This window comes from Salmonella enterica subsp. enterica serovar Typhimurium str. LT2, from assembly GCF_000006945.2.
Classification (GTDB): domain Bacteria; phylum Pseudomonadota; class Gammaproteobacteria; order Enterobacterales; family Enterobacteriaceae; genus Salmonella; species Salmonella enterica.
This window is the reverse complement of the sequence record NC_003197.2, coordinates 4,767,295-4,786,244: the sequence shown is the minus strand read 5'-3', so window position 1 is coordinate 4,786,244 and position 18,950 is coordinate 4,767,295. Positions and strand designations below refer to the sequence as shown.

The window sequence follows — 18,950 nt, the reverse complement described above, 5'->3', positions numbered from 1 at the left end:
GCTATTTCTTATTTTGCTCGCGCAGCATCGCCTCGCGCAGAATGGCATTGAGCCGCGTCTGGTAGCCTTTTCCTGGCCGTTTCAGCCACTCCATCACATCGGCGTCAATACGCACCGAGGCCTGAGTTTTTAACGGGCGAAAAAACTTACCACGCACTGCTTCAGACCACTGCCCATCCTCCGAAGCGGGAATGTCGCTGTAATCAATCTCATCATCTGATTTTTTCGCCAGCGCCTTCAGTTCAGCCTCATGCTGAGCACTCAGCGCGGATGCGTTGCCGCGTTTATGTTTAACCATGCTCATAACGATTCCTCTCTTTTCTGTCTGCCTTGCGGGCGCTGATGATACGGATAACTTCAAAACCACTTTCGAACCGAACGCTATGAGCAACCAGAATGACCACAATGCCATGAACAAGGCCGAGGGTCTGCCAACGATATTCTCCATTCTCATAACGCTCCTGACGTGACAGGTGTCGGGGATCGTCAAACACCAGTACCGCATCCTCAAAACGGACACCGTGCTTCCTCAGGTTGCTTTTAGCCTTGTTCGCATCCCATTCAAACTCCATCGGCATGTGTTTTCCCTAATTGTACATACAAAAATGTATATACAATTATCTTACGATTATACCTGGATTGTTGGAAATAGCTTCACAATTTGTGTATTCGAGATAAAAGGAAATTGACCAGAAGAGTAGGCCGCAGAAGGCGCAGCCGCTATCCGGCATGGGTTTAGGCTGATACGCAGCCATAGAAAGTCACGTGATTTCTGGGCGAGAGGAAACACAGGTGCCCACAACGTGGTCCATCTCAATTACCCGCAATCAGGTTCCAGCGTTACCACTACTCAAAGTAATCCATATCGAGCTTTGGCAACTTGAGTAAACGTGAGGATACGCCAATATCATTATCAATCATCAGATGCACCAGCCTGTCGCCATCCACCAGCACCAGACCTTCAACTTTGTTAGCATAGTCTCTGGCATGCGCCGTAAAACCTGAGGTGGTAATAAAGACGCCACGTTTCACTTTTTGCTCAGGCAATGCGCCATAAAAGCCCCTGACTTCAGCGCTCCCGACGGTGCCTTTCCAGCGTTTGGCCTGAACGTAGACTTTTTCCAGCCCGAGCTTATCGAGAGAGATAATACCGTCAATGCCGCCATCGCCGGTTCCCCCTACGCGCTGCAAATCACCGCGATGGCCGCCATATCCCAGGCGGTGCAACACATCTAACACAATCACTTCAAAACGCGCCGGCGAAACCTGAAGCAGGTTCTCCAGCAATTCTTCGGCAACAGATTCACGAATCTCATTGAGCGCTTGCTCCAGGCGATCGTCCGGGCTGCTTCTGGCAAGCTCATCATCCTCAATCGATTCTGGCTGTGGATCTAACGCCACCGCATCTGCCAGCTTACTGAGCTTTACGCCGTTAAAATCACAAGCAAAATGACTCACTTCCAGCTCGGTCATCGGCTGCGGATGCGAGGCAACCCAGCTCATTCCCGCTGGTGTTAAACACCATTTTCCCCGGGATAGGCTCTGCGATAACCCGGCGCGTTTGAGACGATCGTGCGCCCAACCGGTGCGGTTCTGGTACGTCAGTTGTCCACTGGTAATCACCTCTGCACGCTGCTGCTCATCTAACCCAAGCATTTCGGCTGCAGCTTCACGCACTTCTCTGACCAAAGCGCCCTCGGGTCGAGTGGCCAGAAAACGCAACACTGGTTCAATAAATTTGTCATATGTTGGAACAGCCATAAATCCATCCCTGCTATTGATATAGATTAGATACCCCGCCGGAGAACGATACTCTTCAGGAAAACATTAGGAAAGAAGCAGTTACTCTCTGATTGTTCGTTGATCACACACAATATGAAGTCTACCATGGGTCTGTTATTTTCCCTTTACGGCACAGGGTAATAACGTCTTCCCGCTCAGGAACCGGATAGATAAAAATGAACAAATCTAACTTCGACTTTCTCAAAGGCGTCAACGACTTCATTTACGCCATCGCCTGCGCGGCGGAAAACAACTATCCGGACGATCCTAATACCACTCTGATAAAAATGCGCATGTTTGGCGAAGCCACCGCGAAACATCTCGGCCAGTTGCTGGATATACCGGCCTGCGAAAACCAGCATGACCTGCTGCGCGAACTGGGCAAGATTGCGTTTATTGATGACAGCATCCTTTCTGTTTTCCATAAGCTGCGCCGTATCGGTAACCTGGCCGTCCACGAATTTCATAACGATCTGGACGATGCCCAGATGTGCCTGCGGCTCGGGTTCCGCCTCAGCGTCTGGTACTACCGGCTGGTGACCAAAGATTACGATTTCCCGGTGCCGATGTTTGTTCTGCCAGAACACGGCGAGAATCTTTATCACCAGGAAGTGCTGACGCTGAAACAACAGCTGGAACGTCAGGCGCAAGAGAAAGTACAAAGCCAGGCCGAACTGGAAGCTCAGCAGCAAAGACTGGTTGCGCTCAACGGCTACATTGCCATCCTTGAGGGCAAACAGCAGGAAACCGAAGCCCAGACCAAAGCGCGTCTGGCCGCGCTGGAGGCACAGCTTGCAGCAAAAGATGCCGAACTGGCGAAGCAAACCGAACAGGAACGTAAGGCCTATCATAAAGAAATCACCGACCAGGCTGTCAAACGCACGTTGGAACTCAATGAAGAAGAGAGTCGCTTCCTGATCGACGCCCAGTTGCGTAAAGCGGGCTGGCAGGCAGATAGCAAAACGTTACGCTTTGCCAAAGGCGCTCGCCCGGAACCCGGCGTCAATAAAGCGATTGCCGAATGGCCAACAGGTACAGATGAAACGGGAAAAACAGGCTTTGCCGATTACGTATTGTTCATTGGCCTGAAGCCCATCGCCGTCGTTGAAGCGAAACGCAAAAATACCGATGTCTCCAGCAAGCTCAACGAGTCTTACCGCTACAGTAAATACTTCGATAACGGATTTTTACGCGACACGCTGCTGGAGCACTACGCTCCCGACGAAGTGCATGACGCCGTGCCGGAGTATGAAATCAGCTGGCAGGACACCAGCGGTAAACAGCGCTTTAAAATCCCCTTCTGCTACTCCACCAACGGGCGCGAATACCGCGCGGCGATGAAGACCAAGAGCGGTATCTGGTATCGCGACGTCCGCCACACCACCAACATGTCGAAAGCGCTGCCGGAATGGCATCGCCCGGAAGAGCTGCTGGATATGCTGGGCAGCGATCCGCAGAAACAAAATCAGTGGTTTGCCGAAAATCCCGGAATGAGCGAACTCGGCCTGCGCTATTACCAGGAAGATGCCGTCCGCGCGGTGGAACAGGCTATCGTAAACGGTCAGCAACACATCCTGCTGGCAATGGCGACCGGTACCGGTAAAACCCGTACCGCCATTGCTTTAATGTTCCGCCTGATCCAGTCGCAGCGTTTCAAACGCGTGCTGTTCCTGGTTGACCGTCGCTCGCTCGGCGAACAGGCGCTGGGGGCGTTTGAAGACACGCGCATTAACGGCGACACCTTTAACAGCATTTTTGATATCAAAGGGTTAACCGACAAATTCCCGGAAGACAGCACCAAAATTCACGTCGCCACGGTGCAGTCACTGGTCAAGCGCACGCTGCAATCCGATGAACCGATGCCGGTTGGCCGCTACGACTGTATCGTGGTCGATGAAGCGCACCGTGGCTACATTCTCGATAAAGAGCAGACCGAAGGCGAGCTGCAGTTCCGTAGCCAGCTGGATTACGTTTCCGCCTACCGTCGCATTCTCGATCATTTCGACGCGGTAAAAATCGCCCTGACCGCCACGCCAGCGCTGCACACGGTGGATATTTTCGGCGAGCCGGTTTACCGCTACACCTACCGTACGGCGGTAATCGACGGTTACCTGATCGATCAGGATCCCCCTATTCAGATCGTCACCCGCAACGCACAGGACGGGGTCTATCTTTCCGAGGGTGAACAGGTGGAACGCCTGAACCCACAGGGCGAGCTGATCAACGACACGCTGGCCGACGATCAGGATTTTGAGGTCGCCGATTTTAACCGTGGCCTGGTGATCCCGGCGTTTAACCGCGCGGTATGCGGCGAGCTCACCAAATACCTGGATCCCACCGGGCAGCAAAAAACGCTGGTGTTCTGCGTCACCAACGCCCATGCCGATATGGTGGTTGACGAGCTGCGTAGCGCGTTTAAGAAAAAGTATCCGCAGCTTGAGCACGACGCGATCATCAAGATCACCGGTGATGCCGATAAAGACGCGAAGAAAGTGCAAAGCATGATCGTCCGCTTTAACAAAGAGCGGCTGCCCAATATCGTAGTCACCGTCGACCTGCTGACCACCGGCGTGGATATCCCGTCTATCTGTAATATTGTGTTCCTGCGCAAAGTCAAAAGCCGCATTCTCTACGAGCAGATGAAGGGCCGCGCCACGCGTCTGTGTCCGTCAGTAGGGAAAACCAGCTTTAAGATTTTCGACTGCGTGGATATCTACAGCTCGCTGGAAAGCGTCGATACCATGCGCCCGGTGGTTGTGCGTCCGCAGGTGGAGCTGCAAACGCTGGTCAACGAAATTACCGACTCAGAAACCTACAAAACCATCGAAGCGGATGGCCGCAGTTTTGCCGAACACAGCCATGAACAGCTGGTCGCTAAGCTGCAGCGGATTATCGGTCTTGCCATCTATAACCGCGATCGCAGCGAAGCGGTAGATAAGCAGGTCCGCCGTCTGGACGAACTGTGCCTGGATGCCGCGGGCGTTAACTTTGGTGGTCTGGCTTCGCGCCTGCGGGAAAAAGGGCCGCACTGGAGCGCCGAGATTTTCAATAAGCTTCCCGGCTTTATCGCCCGTCTCGAAAGGCTGACAACCGATATCAACGCCCTGCGTGAGGCCCCCATTTTCCTCGATATTGACGATGAGGTGGTAAGCGTCAAATCGCTGTACGGCGACTACGACACACCGCAGGATTTCCTCGAAGCGTTCGATGCGCTGGTGCAGCACGCCCCGAACGCCCAGCCCGCGTTGCAGGCGGTGATCAATCGCCCGCGTGACCTCACCCGTAAAGGGCTGGTGGAATTGCAGGAGTGGTTTGACCGCCAGCATTTTGAAGAGTCGTCCCTGCGCAGCGCGTGGAAAGCGACGCGCAACGAAGATATTGCCGCCCGCCTGATCGGCCATATCCGCCGCGCGGCGGTGGGCGATGCGCTCAAACCGTTTGACGAGCGTGTCGATCACGCGCTGGCGCGTATCAAGGCCGAGAACGACTGGAGCGACGAGCAGATAAACTGGCTCGACCGTTTAGCGCAGGCGCTGAAAGAGAAAGTGGTGCTCGACGACGACGTCTTCAAAACCGGCAATTTCCACCGTCGAGGCGGTAAGCCAATGTTACAGCGCACCTTTGATGACAACCTCGACAGCGTGCTGGATAAGTTCAGCGATTACATCTGGGACGAACTGGCTTAAGAGGGTATCATCCCCGTTTTCGCCGGATGGCGGCGATGCCTTATCCGGCCTACACCTAACCCTGTAGGCCTGATAAGCGAAGCGCCATCAGGCATCTGAAACGCTCAATCACTTTTGCGACCCACAATGGTGGTCGCCATGTCAAATAGGATCTTCAATGAACAATAACGATCTGGTCGCCAAGCTGTGGAAACTGTGCGACAACCTGCGTGACGGCGGCGTCTCCTATCAAAACTACGTCAATGAACTCGCCTCGCTGCTGTTTTTGAAAATGTGCAAAGAGACCGGCCAGGAAGCGGACTACCTGCCGGAAGGCTACCGCTGGGATGACCTGAAATCGCGTATTGGCCAGGATCAGATGCAGTTCTACCGCAACCTGCTGGTTCAGTTAGGCTCAGATGAGAAAAAGCTGGTGCAGGCGGTATTCCATAATGTCAGCACCACCATTGAGCAACCCAAACAGCTGACTGAGCTGGTCAGCTATATGGATGCGCTGGACTGGTACAATGGCAACCACGGGAAATCCCGCGACGACTTCGGCGATATGTACGAAGGGCTGCTGCAGAAGAACGCCAACGAAACCAAATCTGGCGCGGGCCAGTACTTCACCCCACGCCCGCTGATCAAAACCATTATCCATCTGCTGAAACCGCAGCCGCGTGAAGTGGTGCAGGACCCGGCGGCGGGTACGGCGGGCTTTTTGATTGAAGCTGACCGTTACGTGAAATCACAGACTAACGATCTGGATGACCTTGATGGCGACACTCAGGATTTCCAGATCCACCGCGCGTTTATCGGCCTCGAACTGGTGCCCGGCACCCGCCGTCTGGCGCTGATGAACTGTCTGCTGCACGATATTGAAGGCAACCTCGACCACGGCGGCGCTATCCGTCTGGGCAACACGCTGGGCAGCGACGGTGAAAACCTGCCGAAGGCACATATCGTCGCCACCAACCCGCCGTTTGGCAGCGCCGCGGGCACCAACATTACCCGTACCTTCGTGCACCCGACCAGCAACAAACAGCTGTGCTTTATGCAGCATATTATTGAAACCCTGCACCCCGGCGGCCGCGCGGCGGTGGTGGTGCCGGATAACGTGCTGTTTGAAGGCGGTAAGGGCACCGATATTCGTCGCGACCTGATGGACAAATGCCATCTGCACACCATCCTGCGTCTGCCGACCGGTATCTTTTACGCCCAGGGCGTCAAAACCAACGTGCTGTTCTTTACCAAAGGCACGGTCACCAATCCGCATCAGGATAAAAACTGCACCGATGACGTGTGGGTGTATGACCTGCGGACCAATATGCCGAGCTTCGGCAAGCGCACGCCGTTTACCGAGCAGCATCTGCAGCCGTTTGAAACTGTCTACGGCGAAGATCCACACGGCTTAAGTCCGCGTGAAGAAGGGGAGTGGAGCTTTAACGCCGAAGAGAGCGAAGTCGCCGACAGCGAAGAGAACAAGAACACTGACCAGCACCAGGCCACCAGCCGCTGGCGCAAGTTCAGCCGCGAGTGGATCCGCAGCGCAAAATCCGATTCGCTGGATATCTCCTGGCTGAAGGATAAAGACAGCATCGACGCCGACAGTCTGCCGGAGCCGGACGTGCTGGCGGCAGAAGCGATGGGCGAGCTGGTACAGGCGCTGGGCGAACTGGATGCGCTGATGCGCGAGCTGGGCGCGGGCGATGAAGCGGATGCTCAGCGTCAGTTGCTGAATGAAGCGTTTGGCGAGGTGAAGGCATGAGTGGGGGGAAATTGCCGGAGGGGTGGGCTACAAGCACAATCAATGAAATGTGCAACCTCAATCCCAAACTTAAACTTGATGATGATTTAGATGTTGGATTTATGCCGATGGCCGGTGTTCCAACAACCTATTTAGGTAAATGTAACTTTGAAACCAAAAAGTGGAGTGAAGTAAAAAAAGGATTTACTCAATTTCAGAACGATGATGTTATTTTTGCCAAAATCACGCCATGCTTCGAAAATGGAAAAGCTGTTGTAATCAAAGAATTCCCTAACGGCTATGGTGCCGGTAGCACTGAATATTATGTTCTTCGGTCTATTAATGGGTTAATTAATCCCCATTGGTTGTTTGCTTTAGTTAAAACTAAAGATTTTTTAACTAATGGAGCACTTAATATGTCCGGTTCAGTCGGACATAAACGTGTTACTAAAGAATTTCTTGAGAACTATGGTGTTCCTGTCCCACCTCTTGCCGAACAAAAAGTCATCGCCGAAAAACTCGATACGCTGCTGGCGCAGGTAGACAGCACCAAAGCACGTCTTGAGCAAATCCCACAAATCCTGAAACGTTTTCGCCAATCAGTGATAGTTGCAGCAGTAAACGGGCAACTGACAAAAGAACTTCATAAAAAAAATAAATTCAAGTTAACAGAATTGAATATTTCTATTCCATCTTTATGGAAAATCAGTGAGATTGGTCAATTTGCTGATGTCAAAGGTGGCAAGAGATTACCTAAAGGTGAATCATTAATAGCTGAGAATACAGGGTTTCCATATATTAGAGCAGGGCAGCTAAAAAATGGAACTGTTCTTCCTGAAGGACAACTATACTTAGAAGAATATATACAAAAAAGTATTTCTAGATATACAGTCTCATCTGGAGATCTTTATATAACTATTGTTGGTGCATGTATTGGTGATGCTGGTATAATTCCAGATGTTTATAATAATGCAAATTTAACTGAAAATGCTGCCAAGATATGTAATTTAAACGAAAATATTTTCAATAGATTTCTTTCTTTATGGCTGAGAAGTAGTTATCTTCAGGATATTATCAATTCAGAAATAAAATCAGGAGCTCAAGGGAAGTTGGCTTTGGCAAGGATAAAATCACTCCCATTGATACTACCACCACTCCAAGAACAACACGAAATCGTCCGCCGCGTCGAACAACTCTTCGCCTACGCCGACACCATTGAAAAGCAGGTCAACAACGCCCTGACCCGCGTCAACAGCCTCACCCAGTCGATCCTGGCGAAGGCCTTCCGCGGCGAGCTGACCGCCCAGTGGCGTGCGGAAAACCCTGAACTTATCAGCGGTGAAAACAGCGCCGCCGCCCTGCTGGAAAAAATTAAGGCCGAACGCGCCGCCAGCGGCGGTAAAAAAACCTCGCGTAAAAAAGCCTGACCTTTATTTTCAAGCGCACCTTCCCGGTGCGCTTTTTATTATTTCCCCGCAATCATAACCATCAAAAATATATCCAGTTTATTCCTGAACATTCCCATTACAGTCTATTTTCAGCTGGACTTTTCTTTTATTTACTGATGTTATGTACAGGTATTTAGCGCGATATGGCCGTGCGGGAACACGGCCATATCGCTCATCACAATCACTATTTTAGGGAATAGCCATCATGACTACCGTCCATTCTATTGCAGATCCGTGCGATCCAGAAGTCTCCCCAACAAATAACCGTCACCTTACCGTGAGTTATGCGAGTCGTTATCCGGATTATACCCGCATTCCCGCCCTCACCATGAAGGGCCAGTGGCTGGAAGCCGCCGGTTTCGCCACCGGTACCGAGGTGGATGTGAGGGTGATGAACGGCTGTATTGTGCTGACGGCACAGCAGCCGCAACCAGAAGAAAGCGAGTTGATGCAGTCGCTGCGCCAGGTGAGCAAGCTATCGGCGCGTAAGCAAAAGCAGGTGCAGGCGTTTATCGACGTGATGGCAGGTTCTAAGTAAACGCATAAAATAAGCTGGCAAAGAACCCTTGCCAGCTTTAATTATAATTCATATCAATGAGTGAAGGAAAATCATGCGGCTAAAAGTAAAAGAAAACATTACGCTTTGGAGAAATGAAGGTTTAATTGCTTATGTCGCCCTTGGATTTCTATGTACTTTTTTTATGGAGGTCAACGCTCTATTACCATACTATCTTCAGCAAAGTATATTTTTCGAAACGCTGATGAGCTACATGGCCTTCAATACGTTATTTTCGCTTGCTTTATCTGAGATTTTTTTTGCGATGTTGGTAGTTATTTGTCATAACACTAAACTGGAAAAGATCACAAATAGTATTTTGCAAGAGTTGCATAAAAGAATTATGCAAGGTTCTTTCATTATATCCTTCTTATGCTTCGGAATATTTCTATTTTGTGTGATGGCATTCTGTATTGATTCGCTAACAATAAATAATAATTACTATGGGAAACATGTCATAAATTTTGCTTGCCCATTTGTTTTATTTCTATCTTTTCCTTATCTTATACATAAGGGTATAACAATCCTGTGTACTCTATTAAAAGCATTTCCCAAACACAAAATTCATGCAGCAATAATAATATTATTGATAATTGCAGCAGCGATTATCATCCCTGGCATATTTAACAAAAAAGAAAAAATGACTATAACCATTGATAAGGAAAAATATCATGCGATTGAGCAAAAAACCAAAATAAAACCAGAAAAATACATTGAGAAAAAGATTAATGATATTAATATAAATGATATAAAATAGTGAGCACGCATAACATAAGGGCATAGTAATATATCATAAAATCCTTTAATTACTATTGCCCTTGAATAGATTCACTATTCCACATCCTTCCTTTCCAACCCGATATCCCTTAACTGCTCGTCACTCATTCGTCGCAGCGCCTGACAGGCCCGCTTACGCAGCCACCACCTTTTTAGCGCCCGTCTGAGCTGCACAAAGCCAATGAATGGTTGTCTGGGGCGGTTCTCGTAAAATTCCATACCGGCCTCCGCATAGAACAGAAAATGCGGGCATCATGAATGTCTGTACAAACAATACCGGGATAAAAAGCACGGTTAGTGCAACGTGGATAAATAAGGAGGGCAATTGAGGGGGTTTTGTTCGCTTATTTCGTTCTGATTTAAGATCCGCGTCCTTCGCTGCAAAAAGCCAGGCCCCTCCCGATTTCAGAGGGGCAACAGGGATTAGCGGCGCACCACTACCAGCTTCTGGTTCACAAACTCCTTAATCCCCAGATCCGATAGCTCGCGTCCGAAGCCCGAACGCTTAACGCCGCCGAACGGCAGCTCCGCTGCGGTGTCGGTCAGCCAGTTGATATAAACCATCCCGGTTTCAATCCGGGAGGCCATGCGTTTAGCGCGTTCGATATTCTGACTAAACACCGCACCGCCCAGGCCGTAGTGGGAATCGTTGGCGAGTTTTACCGCCTCGTCATCGTCTTTCACCACATACATCTGCGCCACCGGGCCGAAGAACTCTTCAAAGTACGCCGGGTTGTCACGCGTAATATGGGTCAGAATGGTCGGCTCAAAGAAGTTGCCTTTGCTTTCCAGCGGCTTGCCACCAACGTGCAGCGTCGCGCCATTTTTCACCGCTTCCTCGACCTGTCTGGTCAATGTTTCCAGCGCATCTTTCGACGACAGCGGCCCCAGTTCGGTAGAAGCGTCCATCTGATCCCCCACCTTCACCTTCCTGAACGCCTCGGTGAACTGGCTGAGGAATTGATCGGCGATTTTCTCATGCAGGATAAAGCGCTTCGCCGCCGTACATACCTGCCCCGCATTAGTGAGCCGTGCCTGCACGCCAATTTTCACCGCTTTCTCAAGATCGGCATCGTCCAGCACGACGAACACATCGTTCCCGCCCAGTTCCAGCGTCGATTTTTTAATGTGCTTCGCCGCCTGTGCCGCCACGGCGCTCCCCGCTTTTTCAGATCCGGTGAGCGCCGCGCCCTGCACGCGCGGGTCGGCGATGATGTTCGCCACCTGATCGGAGGAAATAAACAGGTTGGTCCATGCGCCTTCCGGCGCGCCGGCTTCACGCACCAGATGGGCAAACGTCTCGGCGCAGTGCGGTACGATGCTGGCATGTTTCGCCAGCACCGGGTTACCTGCGGCCAGGTTCGGCGCCAGCACACGCATCAACTGATAGTACGGGAAGTTCCACGGCTCAACAGCCATGATGACGCCAATCGGATGATGTTCTACCCACGCGTCGCCAAACTCGGTTTTATAAGGCACCGGGGCAAGAAACTGCTTCGCTTTATCCGCATAATAGCGAGCGATCTGCGCACACAGTTTGACTTCGCCACGGCTCTGCTCGATGAGCTTGCCCATCTCCTGGCTGGCGATTTTTGCCAGTTCTTCAACACGGCTGTCGATCAAGTCAGCCAGCTTATGCAGTACCGGCAGACGTTGGTCAATCTCTCCTTTGGACCAATCGGAGTGATAGAGCGCGTCAGCTTTTTGCAGCGCGGCTTCAATATCCGCGTCCGTGTGCGGGGGGTACTCTTTAATGAGCTGATTATTGGCAGGATTCACTGTCTGGTAAGCCATATCACATGTCTCCTTGTTATCGTCATTAAGGCAGCCGTAAATGCCGCTCAGAACAATAAGGGTAGTAGAGATGGCTGGCGCTATCGGTAAAGTTCGGTATATTCGTGAGGTTATCAGCGATAATTATAGAGAGCGTTGCCCGGCGGGCACCGGGCCTGCAACATTCAGACTGGAACCGCGTTAGTGGCTAACATCCTGAAGCTCTTCAGCCGTAAGGCCGGTGAACCGCTGGACAGTCTCGCGGTCAAGTCCGTCCGCCAGCATCTGTTTGGCGATACGCAATGCGGCAACGCGCTGACCTTTTTCCAGCCCTTTTTCCAGCCCTTCCTCCAGACCAACCTGTCTTCCTTGCCGTTCCCCTTTTCTGCGATCCGCTGCGCGGATCCTCTCTATCAGCGTCATCAGTCTCTCCTTAGTGTGCGGGACATGCCCTACCACATCACGAATAAACGTGGTGAAACGAGGCGTATGTCCGTGCTGAATCATAAGATAATTAAACAGCGCTTTAAGCTGCCTGTCATTAGCGCAACCAGTAACTAACAGCGAAGCAATTCGTTCAACCAGTCCCAGCAGGTCGCAAAGCTGGCGTAACGACACCGGCAGATGAATCTCCATAAAATCGCGGGCGGTTTCCGGGTGGCGCAAAAAGGTTTTAAACACCGCATCATGCGGTGTTGAGGTCGTCGATTTTTTCATGGCGCTCCGTCCCCCCAAACCAGGATGCTGCGACTCTACCTCCTGAAAATTCCTTTCTCATCCGTACCTTTTCAGCATTGCGAGGCGCGACGGAAGATAAATCCTGTTATCTGTAATGCACATGCATTTTCGGAACTGAGCACGCAAAATACCAGCCTGCGCACCCTGCCTTTATCTTTATTAACCAGACAAACTCTTTTGATTAACATCAAAATTTAATTACACTTAATGTGTATATTTTCCGTGCAACGTAAATTTCCCGAGGTGTGATGTGCTGATTGTTATCTGTAATCGCCACACGTTCTGACGAGATTCAGAACGCGTCTCTTCCTGTCTGTGTTTTCACCGGCAGCGTTTTTGATTACATGAAATTCAGTACATCCGCAGCCGCTGTTTCTATCGCCTGCCTGACGTCACGATGACGGTATTGAGTTTCGCTATCCCATCATGGGGTTCTCCGACATGGAGCGCATTTTTTATGCAACGGATTATTCAGTTTTTCTCCCAACGCGCCACAACGTTATTTTTCCCGATGGCGCTGATTTTGTACGATTTTGCCGCCTATCTGACGACGGATCTGATTCAGCCTGGCATCATTAACGTCGTGCGCGATTTTAATGCTGACGTCAGTCTTGCGCCGGCCTCGGTCAGTCTCTATCTGGCGGGCGGAATGGCGTTGCAATGGCTTCTGGGGCCGCTATCCGACAGGATTGGCCGCCGGCCAGTGCTGATTGCAGGGGCATTAATTTTTACTCTCGCCTGCGCGGCAACGCTGTTGACGACCTCAATGACGCAGTTTCTGGTTGCCCGTTTTGTGCAGGGCACCAGCATTTGCTTTATCGCAACGGTCGGCTACGTCACGGTACAGGAGGCCTTCGGTCAAACCAAAGCCATTAAGCTGATGGCGATTATTACCTCCATTGTGCTGGTCGCTCCGGTTATCGGCCCGCTCTCCGGCGCCGCGCTGATGCACTTCGTTCACTGGAAGGTGCTGTTCGGTATTATTGCGGTGATGGGACTGTTGGCGTTGTGCGGCCTGCTGCTGGCGATGCCGGAAACGGTGCAACGCGGCGCGGTGCCGTTCAGCGCGGTGAGCGTACTGCGCGATTTTCGTAATGTGTTTCGCAACCCGATTTTTCTCACCGGGGCGGCGACGCTGTCGTTGAGCTACATCCCGATGATGAGCTGGGTGGCGGTGTCGCCGGTGATCCTGATCGATGCTGGCGGGATGAGTACTTCGCAATTCGCCTGGGCGCAGGTGCCCGTATTCGGCGCGGTGATCGTGGCCAATATGATCGTTGTGCGCCTGGTGAAAGATCCGACCCGACCGCGTTTTATCTGGCGCGCCGTACCAATCCAGTTAAGCGGGCTGGCGACATTACTCCTCGGTAATCTTCTTCTGCCGCACGTCTGGCTTTGGTCTGTGCTGGGCACCAGCCTGTACGCGTTCGGCATTGGCATGATTTTCCCGACGCTGTTTCGCTTCACGCTTTTTTCCAACAACTTGCCAAAAGGGACGGTTTCGGCCTCGCTGAACATGGTGATTCTGACGGTGATGGCGGTGTCGGTCGAAGTTGGCCGCTGGCTGTGGTTTCACGGCGGGAGACTGCCGTTTCACCTGCTGGCAGCGGTGGCCGGGGTGATTGTGGTCTTCACTCTGGCGACACTATTACAGCGCGTGCGCCAGCATGAGGCGGCAGAACTGGCCGCTGAGAAGTAAACACTCTGCCGGATAGAGGCTTATCCGGCACAGGATAATCTGATGTTTTTTGCACGTTCCTGCCGTCTGGCTCTATCCTTAACCCTATGAATAAAATCGCCGAACTCAAACGCGCCAAACGCCTGGCGCTCTCACTGTTGCTGATAGCCGCCGCGACGTTTGTGACCACGCTTTTCCTGCCGCCCAGTTTTTGGGTGCTGGGCGCAAAAGCTATTGCCGAAGCGGCGATGGTTGGCGCGCTGGCGGACTGGTTTGCCGTGGTGGCGCTGTTTCGCCGCATTCCCATTCCGTTTATTTCACGACATACGGCGATTATTCCCCGTAATAAAGACCGAATCGGCGAAAATCTTGGGCAATTTGTGCAGGAGAAGTTCCTTGATACGCAGTCGCTGATCGCGCTAATCCGCCGCCATGAACCCGCGCTGCTTATCGGAAACTGGTTCAGCCAGCCGGACAACGCCAGCCGGGTCGGGCAGCATCTGCTGCAAATTATGAGCGGCTTTCTGGAACTAACCGATGACGCCCGTATTCAGCGGCTGCTCAAGCGAGCGGTACATAAGGCGATTGATAAAGTGGATCTTTCCGGCACCAGCGCCCTGATGCTGGAAAGCATGACCAAAAACGATCGTCACCAGGTGTTACTCGATACGCTGATCGCCCAGCTTATCGCCCTGTTACAGCGTGACAGCTCCCGAACATTTATCGCCAGACAGATCATACGCTGGCTGGAGACCGAACATCCGTTAAAAGCGAAGATTCTGCCGACCGAATGGCTGGGAGAACACAGCGCTGAACTGGTCTCCGACGCGGTGAATTCTCTGCTGGATGATATCAGTCACGACCGCGCGCATCAGATTCGTCATGCCTTCGATCGCGCGACGTATAAGCTGATCGATAAACTTAAACATGATCCGGAAATGGCTGCCCGGGCAGAAAACATTAAAAGTTACCTGAAGGAAGATGAGGCGTTTAACCGTTATCTCGGCGAAATCTGGGCGGATCTACGCCAGTGGTTAAAAACAGATATCAACGCCGAAGACTCAAAGGTGAAGCAGCGCATCGCTCATGCCGGACAATGGTTTGGCGAGACGCTGATCGCCGACGACGCATTACGCGCTTCGCTTAACGGTCATCTGGAACAGGCCGCGCACCGCGTCGCGCCGGAATTCGCCGCCTTCCTGACGCGCCACATCAGCGATACCGTAAAAGGCTGGGATGCGCGCGATATGTCGCAGCAGATTGAGCTTAATATCGGTAAAGATTTGCAGTTTATCCGCGTGAACGGCACGCTGGTCGGCGGCGCTATCGGTCTGGTGTTATATTTACTGTCGCAAATACCGGCACTGCTCAGTATCTAAGAAGGGGAAGGCGCAATTCTCGTTCAGATTAACTGCCAAACCCCGCACGTGGGAGGCATTAATTTAATGCCATTTCCCACCGATGCCCCTCTTCTCAATCCGTTATTCGCCTGCGCTTCACTTTCTTTTCTTGCAAATTTGAAACATTAATTTTACTTTTTATTATCATTTGCAACAACAATCAGGCATTCTTGCCTTACTTTAGCAAAGAGAAAAACCATGGTTCATGCTCAGAGCGCTTCACCTCGCCATCCCATTTTTACGGCGCTTTTCGGTATGATGGTATTGACGCTGGGGATGGGAGTTGGCCGCTTTCTGTATACGCCCATGCTGCCGGTAATGCTGGCGGAAAAGCAGCTAACGTTTAACCAACTCTCCTGGATTGCCAGCGCCAATTATGCAGGGTACCTGGCGGGAAGCTTACTGTTTTCCTTTGGCCTTTTTCATCTCCCCTCTCGTCTACGCCCCATGCTGCTGGCTTCGGCGGTCGCCACCGGTATTCTTATTCTGGCCATGGCGATATTTACCCAACCCGCGGTCGTCATGTTGGTGCGCTTCCTGGCAGGCGTCGCGAGCGCGGGAATGATGATTTTTGGATCAATGATTGTGTTGCATCATACCCGCCATCCGTTTGTGATCGCCGCGCTCTTTTCCGGCGTCGGGGCCGGGATTGCACTGGGCAACGAATATGTCATTGGCGGTTTACATTATGCGCTTTCGGCCCATTCGCTATGGCTGGGGGCCGGGGCGCTCGCCGGTATATTGCTATTAATCGTGGCAATATTGATTCCCCCCCGCGCTCATGCGCTGCCGCCTGCGCCCTTAGCAAGAATCGAAAATCAGCCTATGCCCTGGTGGCAACTGGCGCTGTTGTACGGTTTCGCCGGATTCGGCTACATCATTGTCGCTACCTATTTGCCGCTGATGGCGAAAAGCGCGGGCTCTCCGCTACTCACGGCGCACCTTTGGTCGTTGGTCGGCCTGGCGATCATTCCCGGCTGCTTCGGCTGGCTGTGGGCGGCAAAACATTGGGGCGTCCTGCCATGCCTGACCGCGAACCTGTTGATCCAGAGCGCCTGCGTGCTGCTGTCTCTCGCCAGCGACTCGTTGTTGCTGTTAATACTGAGCAGTATTGGTTTTGGCGCCACGTTTATGGGCACAACCTCGCTGGTGATGCCGCTTGCCCGACAACTCAGCGCGCCGGGTAATATTAATTTGTTAGGCCTGGTGACGCTAACGTATGGTATTGGGCAAATTCTCGGTCCGCTCGCCGCCAGTCTGTCAGGCAATGGCGCGTCGGCAATTATCAACGCCACGCTTTGCGGCGCCGCGGCGCTCTTTTTTGCCGCGCTGATCAGCGCTGTGCAGCAGATAAAACAAAAACGGTTTGTGATACGTGAATAAGCGGTAGAGTAAACCCACGCTCTCCGCACCGGGTTGTATCTTTAATGCTATTCGCGGCGCAATGAGGATCTGTTTTTAATAGCACATCCTCAACACGTTATTTCAAGGTAAAGATGCCACTAAAAACTATACTTATTCTATGGTTTTTAGTGTTATTAATCTGCCTATTATTTTATATACCCTTCCTACTTCAAGTGGCTTATGTGTTGGCTACGGATTACCCGGCCCATCCATGGGCCTCGCCCTGACGGGCCGTTGCTCACCCCAGTCACATCGTTATCTATGCTCCTGGGGACTCACTCCCTTGCCGCCTTTAAGCAACTCGAATTATTTTGGCTATATATTCCATTATGATGATTATCGCTCCCTCTCAAATCATCACAATTATAAATAAATCACATCATGAAATTAATTCGATTATTCGTTTTTTATTACCTGCCCGTAGGATTCTTAGGGCGCAAGCTGACCTATCAGCGGCTACTGACCTGACCGTGACAATTCCTCTTAAGGCGTGAAAAATTACAGTAAAAAAGTAAAATTTAGGTTAAAAAATCCTATTTTTTAACAACGATAATTAAGTGGCGTGAAATTGACTAACGTCAAATTTATTTCTCCTTTTTTCCTGCTCCCAGCTCCGGCCTGCGTCAACACCTGTTTCTTTGCTTTTTTACCTCGCGTTATACCGTCCACGGTTCCCCGCGCCTCCGGCAGTAGCGAGGATGGTGATTTTTCGCGCTGCTATGCAAGAAACGCATAGCACGATACATACTTGCATTTTGTCCTTACCCTTATGGCTGATAAGGTCTTTCTGTTTCGGGCTTTTTGGCCTGTGGCTACAACCAACACATCATCAAAAAAATTCGGGGATCGCTATGGCGCAACAAGTGGACGGGGCGGCCATGCCGCTTGATACAGAAAAGGTCGGGATAAAGGGATACCTGGCGTTTTTTCTCACCATTATTTTCTTTTCCGGCGTATTTTCCGGAAGCGAAGGCTGGTGGCGCGTTTTTGATTTTACCGTACTCAACGGGTCATTCGGTCATGTGACCGGTACGCAGACCTTTCGTGGCGCGGGCGGAACGGGCGCGAAAGATGGCTTCCTTTTTGCGCTGGAGCTGGCACCGTCGGTTATCCTTTCTCTGGGTATCATCGCGATTACGGATGGACTGGGCGGTCTGCGGGCGGCGCAGCAACTGATGACGCCCATCCTGAAACCGTTGCTTGGCATTCCTGGCATTTGCTCACTGGCGCTGATCGCCAACCTGCAAAATACCGACGCCGCGGCGGGTATGACCAAAGAACTGGCGCAGGAAGGCGAAATCACTGAACGCGATAAAGTGATTTTTGCCGCCTGGCAGACCAGCGGCAGCGCTATTATCACCAACTATTTCTCCTCCGGCGTTGCGGTATTCGCCTTTCTGGGAACGTCAGTCATCATTCCGCTGGTGGTCATTCTGCTATTCAAATTTATCGGCGCAAACCTTTTGCGCATCTGGATTAACATCGAAGAACGCCGTCACCCTGCGCAAGGAGCCCAATCATGACGACTCAGGTACGTAAGAATGTCATGGATATGTTTATCGATGGCGCACGCCGCGGTTTTACCATCGCCACGACCAACCTGTTACCCAATGTGGTCATGGCATTTGTCATTATTCAGGCGCTGAAAATTACCGGTCTGCTCGACTGGGTAGGCCATATCTGCCAGCCCGTGATGGCGTTGTGGGGGCTTCCCGGCGAAGCGGCTACGGTGCTTCTGGCTTCGCTGATGAGTATGGGCGGCGCCGTTGGCGTGGCGGCCAGTCTGGCTACCGCCGGCGCGCTAAGCGGCCACGATGTTACCGTACTACTGCCAGCCATTTACCTGATGGGAAACCCGGTACAGAATGTCGGCCGCTGTCTCGGTACTGCCGAAGTCAACGCCAAATATTACCCGCATATTATCGCAGTCTGCGCCATCAATGCGCTGCTGTCGATCTGGGTCATGCAGCTTATTGTTTAAT

At 51.8% G+C, this 18,950-nt stretch carries 17 protein-coding genes and 15 other annotated features; of the genes, 11 read left to right on the top strand and 6 right to left on the bottom strand.

Annotated elements, in window-relative coordinates; genetic code table 11:
* Position 1 precedes the first annotated feature (1 nt).
* From STM4529 to mrr, 3 genes are all read right to left on the bottom strand, one after another.
* Positions 2-311, bottom strand: a protein-coding gene (locus STM4529; protein NP_463388.1) for a putative cytoplasmic protein. Within the gene, positions 2-304 belong to an annotated coding region; the region does not span the whole gene.
* Positions 291-583 (bottom strand): putative inner membrane protein gene (locus STM4528; protein NP_463387.1). Within the gene, positions 291-578 belong to an annotated coding region; the region does not span the whole gene. The genes STM4529 and STM4528 overlap by 21 nt, the downstream gene beginning before the upstream one ends.
* Positions 306-311 (bottom strand) — a ribosome-binding site (putative RBS for STM4529; RegulonDB:STMS1H004397). (Overlaps the previous gene by 6 nt.)
* Positions 578-583: a ribosome-binding site (putative RBS for STM4528; RegulonDB:STMS1H004396), on the bottom strand. (Lies within the gene STM4528.)
* A 263-nt stretch (positions 584-846) precedes the next feature.
* Positions 847-1,774 (bottom strand): restriction of methylated adenine gene (gene mrr, locus STM4527; RefSeq protein ID NP_463386.1). Within the gene, positions 847-1,761 belong to an annotated coding region; the region does not span the whole gene.
* Positions 1,769-1,774 (bottom strand) — a ribosome-binding site (putative RBS for mrr; RegulonDB:STMS1H004395). Its footprint overlaps the gene before it by 6 nt.
* A 164-nt stretch (positions 1,775-1,938) precedes the next feature.
* Positions 1,939-1,944 (top strand) — a ribosome-binding site (putative RBS for hsdR; RegulonDB:STMS1H004394).
* Between mrr and hsdR the strand changes: the two genes are divergently transcribed.
* The 5 genes from hsdR to STM4522 all read left to right on the top strand — a co-directional run bounded on the left by hsdR (position 1,939) and on the right by STM4522 (position 9,955).
* Positions 1,939-5,468, top strand: a protein-coding gene (hsdR, locus tag STM4526; protein NP_463385.1) for an endonuclease R. Within the gene, positions 1,959-5,468 belong to an annotated coding region; the region does not span the whole gene. Its footprint overlaps the feature before it by 6 nt.
* 146 nt (positions 5,469-5,614) lie before the next feature.
* Positions 5,615-5,620 (top strand) — a ribosome-binding site (putative RBS for hsdM; RegulonDB:STMS1H004393).
* Positions 5,615-7,215, top strand: a protein-coding gene (hsdM, locus tag STM4525) for a DNA methylase M, host modification (RefSeq protein NP_463384.1). Within the gene, positions 5,626-7,215 belong to an annotated coding region; the region does not span the whole gene. It overlaps the preceding feature by 6 nt.
* Positions 7,201-7,206 (top strand) — a ribosome-binding site (putative RBS for hsdS; RegulonDB:STMS1H004392). It overlaps the preceding gene by 6 nt.
* Positions 7,201-8,621, top strand: a protein-coding gene (gene hsdS, locus STM4524) for a specificity determinant for hsdM and hsdR (RefSeq protein ID NP_463383.1). Within the gene, positions 7,212-8,621 belong to an annotated coding region; the region does not span the whole gene. Before hsdM ends, hsdS begins: the two co-directional genes overlap by 15 nt.
* A gap of 211 nt (positions 8,622-8,832) precedes the next feature.
* Positions 8,833-8,838, top strand: a ribosome-binding site (putative RBS for yjiW; RegulonDB:STMS1H004391).
* Positions 8,833-9,180 (top strand): putative SOS response protein gene (yjiW, locus tag STM4523; RefSeq protein ID NP_463382.1). Within the gene, positions 8,848-9,180 belong to an annotated coding region; the region does not span the whole gene. It overlaps the preceding feature by 6 nt.
* Before the next feature lie 66 nt (positions 9,181-9,246).
* Positions 9,247-9,252, top strand: a ribosome-binding site (putative RBS for STM4522; RegulonDB:STMS1H004390).
* Positions 9,247-9,955 (top strand): putative inner membrane protein gene (locus STM4522; protein ID NP_463381.1). Within the gene, positions 9,254-9,955 belong to an annotated coding region; the region does not span the whole gene. (Overlaps the previous feature by 6 nt.)
* A gap of 74 nt (positions 9,956-10,029) precedes the next feature.
* On the opposite strand, the gene yjiS is transcribed toward STM4522, so the two are convergent.
* The gene (gene yjiS, locus STM4521; protein ID NP_463380.1) for a putative cytoplasmic protein occupies positions 10,030-10,206 on the bottom strand. Within the gene, positions 10,030-10,194 belong to an annotated coding region; the region does not span the whole gene.
* On the opposite strand from yjiS, the gene STM4520 reads away from it, so the two are divergent.
* Positions 10,161-10,304, top strand: a complete 144-nt coding sequence (locus tag STM4520) for a putative cytoplasmic protein (RefSeq protein ID NP_463379.1) — start codon at positions 10,161-10,163, stop codon at positions 10,302-10,304. The genes yjiS and STM4520 overlap by 46 nt on opposite strands.
* Positions 10,201-10,206: a ribosome-binding site (putative RBS for yjiS; RegulonDB:STMS1H004389), on the bottom strand. It overlaps the preceding gene by 6 nt.
* 94 nt (positions 10,305-10,398) lie before the next feature.
* Here the strand turns inward: STM4520 and STM4519 are convergent.
* Both STM4519 and STM4518 read right to left on the bottom strand, forming a co-directional pair.
* The gene (locus STM4519; RefSeq protein ID NP_463378.1) for a putative NAD-dependent aldehyde dehydrogenase occupies positions 10,399-11,776 on the bottom strand. Within the gene, positions 10,399-11,769 belong to an annotated coding region; the region does not span the whole gene.
* Positions 11,771-11,776 (bottom strand) — a ribosome-binding site (putative RBS for STM4519; RegulonDB:STMS1H004388). It overlaps the preceding gene by 6 nt.
* A gap of 173 nt (positions 11,777-11,949) precedes the next feature.
* Positions 11,950-12,471 (bottom strand): putative inner membrane protein gene (locus STM4518; protein ID NP_463377.1). Within the gene, positions 11,950-12,465 belong to an annotated coding region; the region does not span the whole gene.
* Positions 12,466-12,471: a ribosome-binding site (putative RBS for STM4518; RegulonDB:STMS1H004387), on the bottom strand. (Overlaps the previous gene by 6 nt.)
* Before the next feature lie 456 nt (positions 12,472-12,927).
* Positions 12,928-12,933: a ribosome-binding site (putative RBS for yjiO; RegulonDB:STMS1H004386), on the top strand.
* Here STM4518 and yjiO point away from each other — a divergent pair.
* From yjiO to yjiG, 5 genes are all read left to right on the top strand, one after another.
* Positions 12,928-14,185 (top strand): putative MFS family transport protein gene (yjiO, locus tag STM4517; RefSeq protein ID NP_463376.1). Within the gene, positions 12,944-14,185 belong to an annotated coding region; the region does not span the whole gene. (Overlaps the previous feature by 6 nt.)
* A gap of 66 nt (positions 14,186-14,251) precedes the next feature.
* Positions 14,252-14,257 (top strand) — a ribosome-binding site (putative RBS for yjiN; RegulonDB:STMS1H004385).
* Positions 14,252-15,543, top strand: a protein-coding gene (yjiN, locus tag STM4516; RefSeq protein ID NP_463375.1) for a putative inner membrane protein. Within the gene, positions 14,272-15,543 belong to an annotated coding region; the region does not span the whole gene. (Overlaps the previous feature by 6 nt.)
* A 209-nt stretch (positions 15,544-15,752) precedes the next feature.
* Positions 15,753-15,758 (top strand) — a ribosome-binding site (putative RBS for yjiJ; RegulonDB:STMS1H004384).
* The gene (gene yjiJ / locus STM4515; RefSeq protein NP_463374.1) for a putative sugar transporter occupies positions 15,753-16,947 on the top strand. Within the gene, positions 15,763-16,947 belong to an annotated coding region; the region does not span the whole gene. Its footprint overlaps the feature before it by 6 nt.
* A gap of 659 nt (positions 16,948-17,606) precedes the next feature.
* The gene (gene yjiH / locus STM4514; RefSeq protein ID NP_463373.3) at positions 17,607-18,491 is read left to right on the top strand and encodes a putative inner membrane protein; all 885 of its coding nucleotides are present in this window, start codon (positions 17,607-17,609) and stop codon (positions 18,489-18,491) included.
* Positions 18,475-18,480 (top strand) — a ribosome-binding site (putative RBS for yjiG; RegulonDB:STMS1H004383). (Overlaps the previous gene by 6 nt.)
* The gene (gene yjiG / locus STM4513) for a putative permease (RefSeq protein NP_463372.1) occupies positions 18,475-18,949 on the top strand. Within the gene, positions 18,488-18,949 belong to an annotated coding region; the region does not span the whole gene. The genes yjiH and yjiG overlap by 17 nt, the downstream gene beginning before the upstream one ends.
* The last annotated feature ends 1 nt before the right edge of the window (position 18,950 follow it).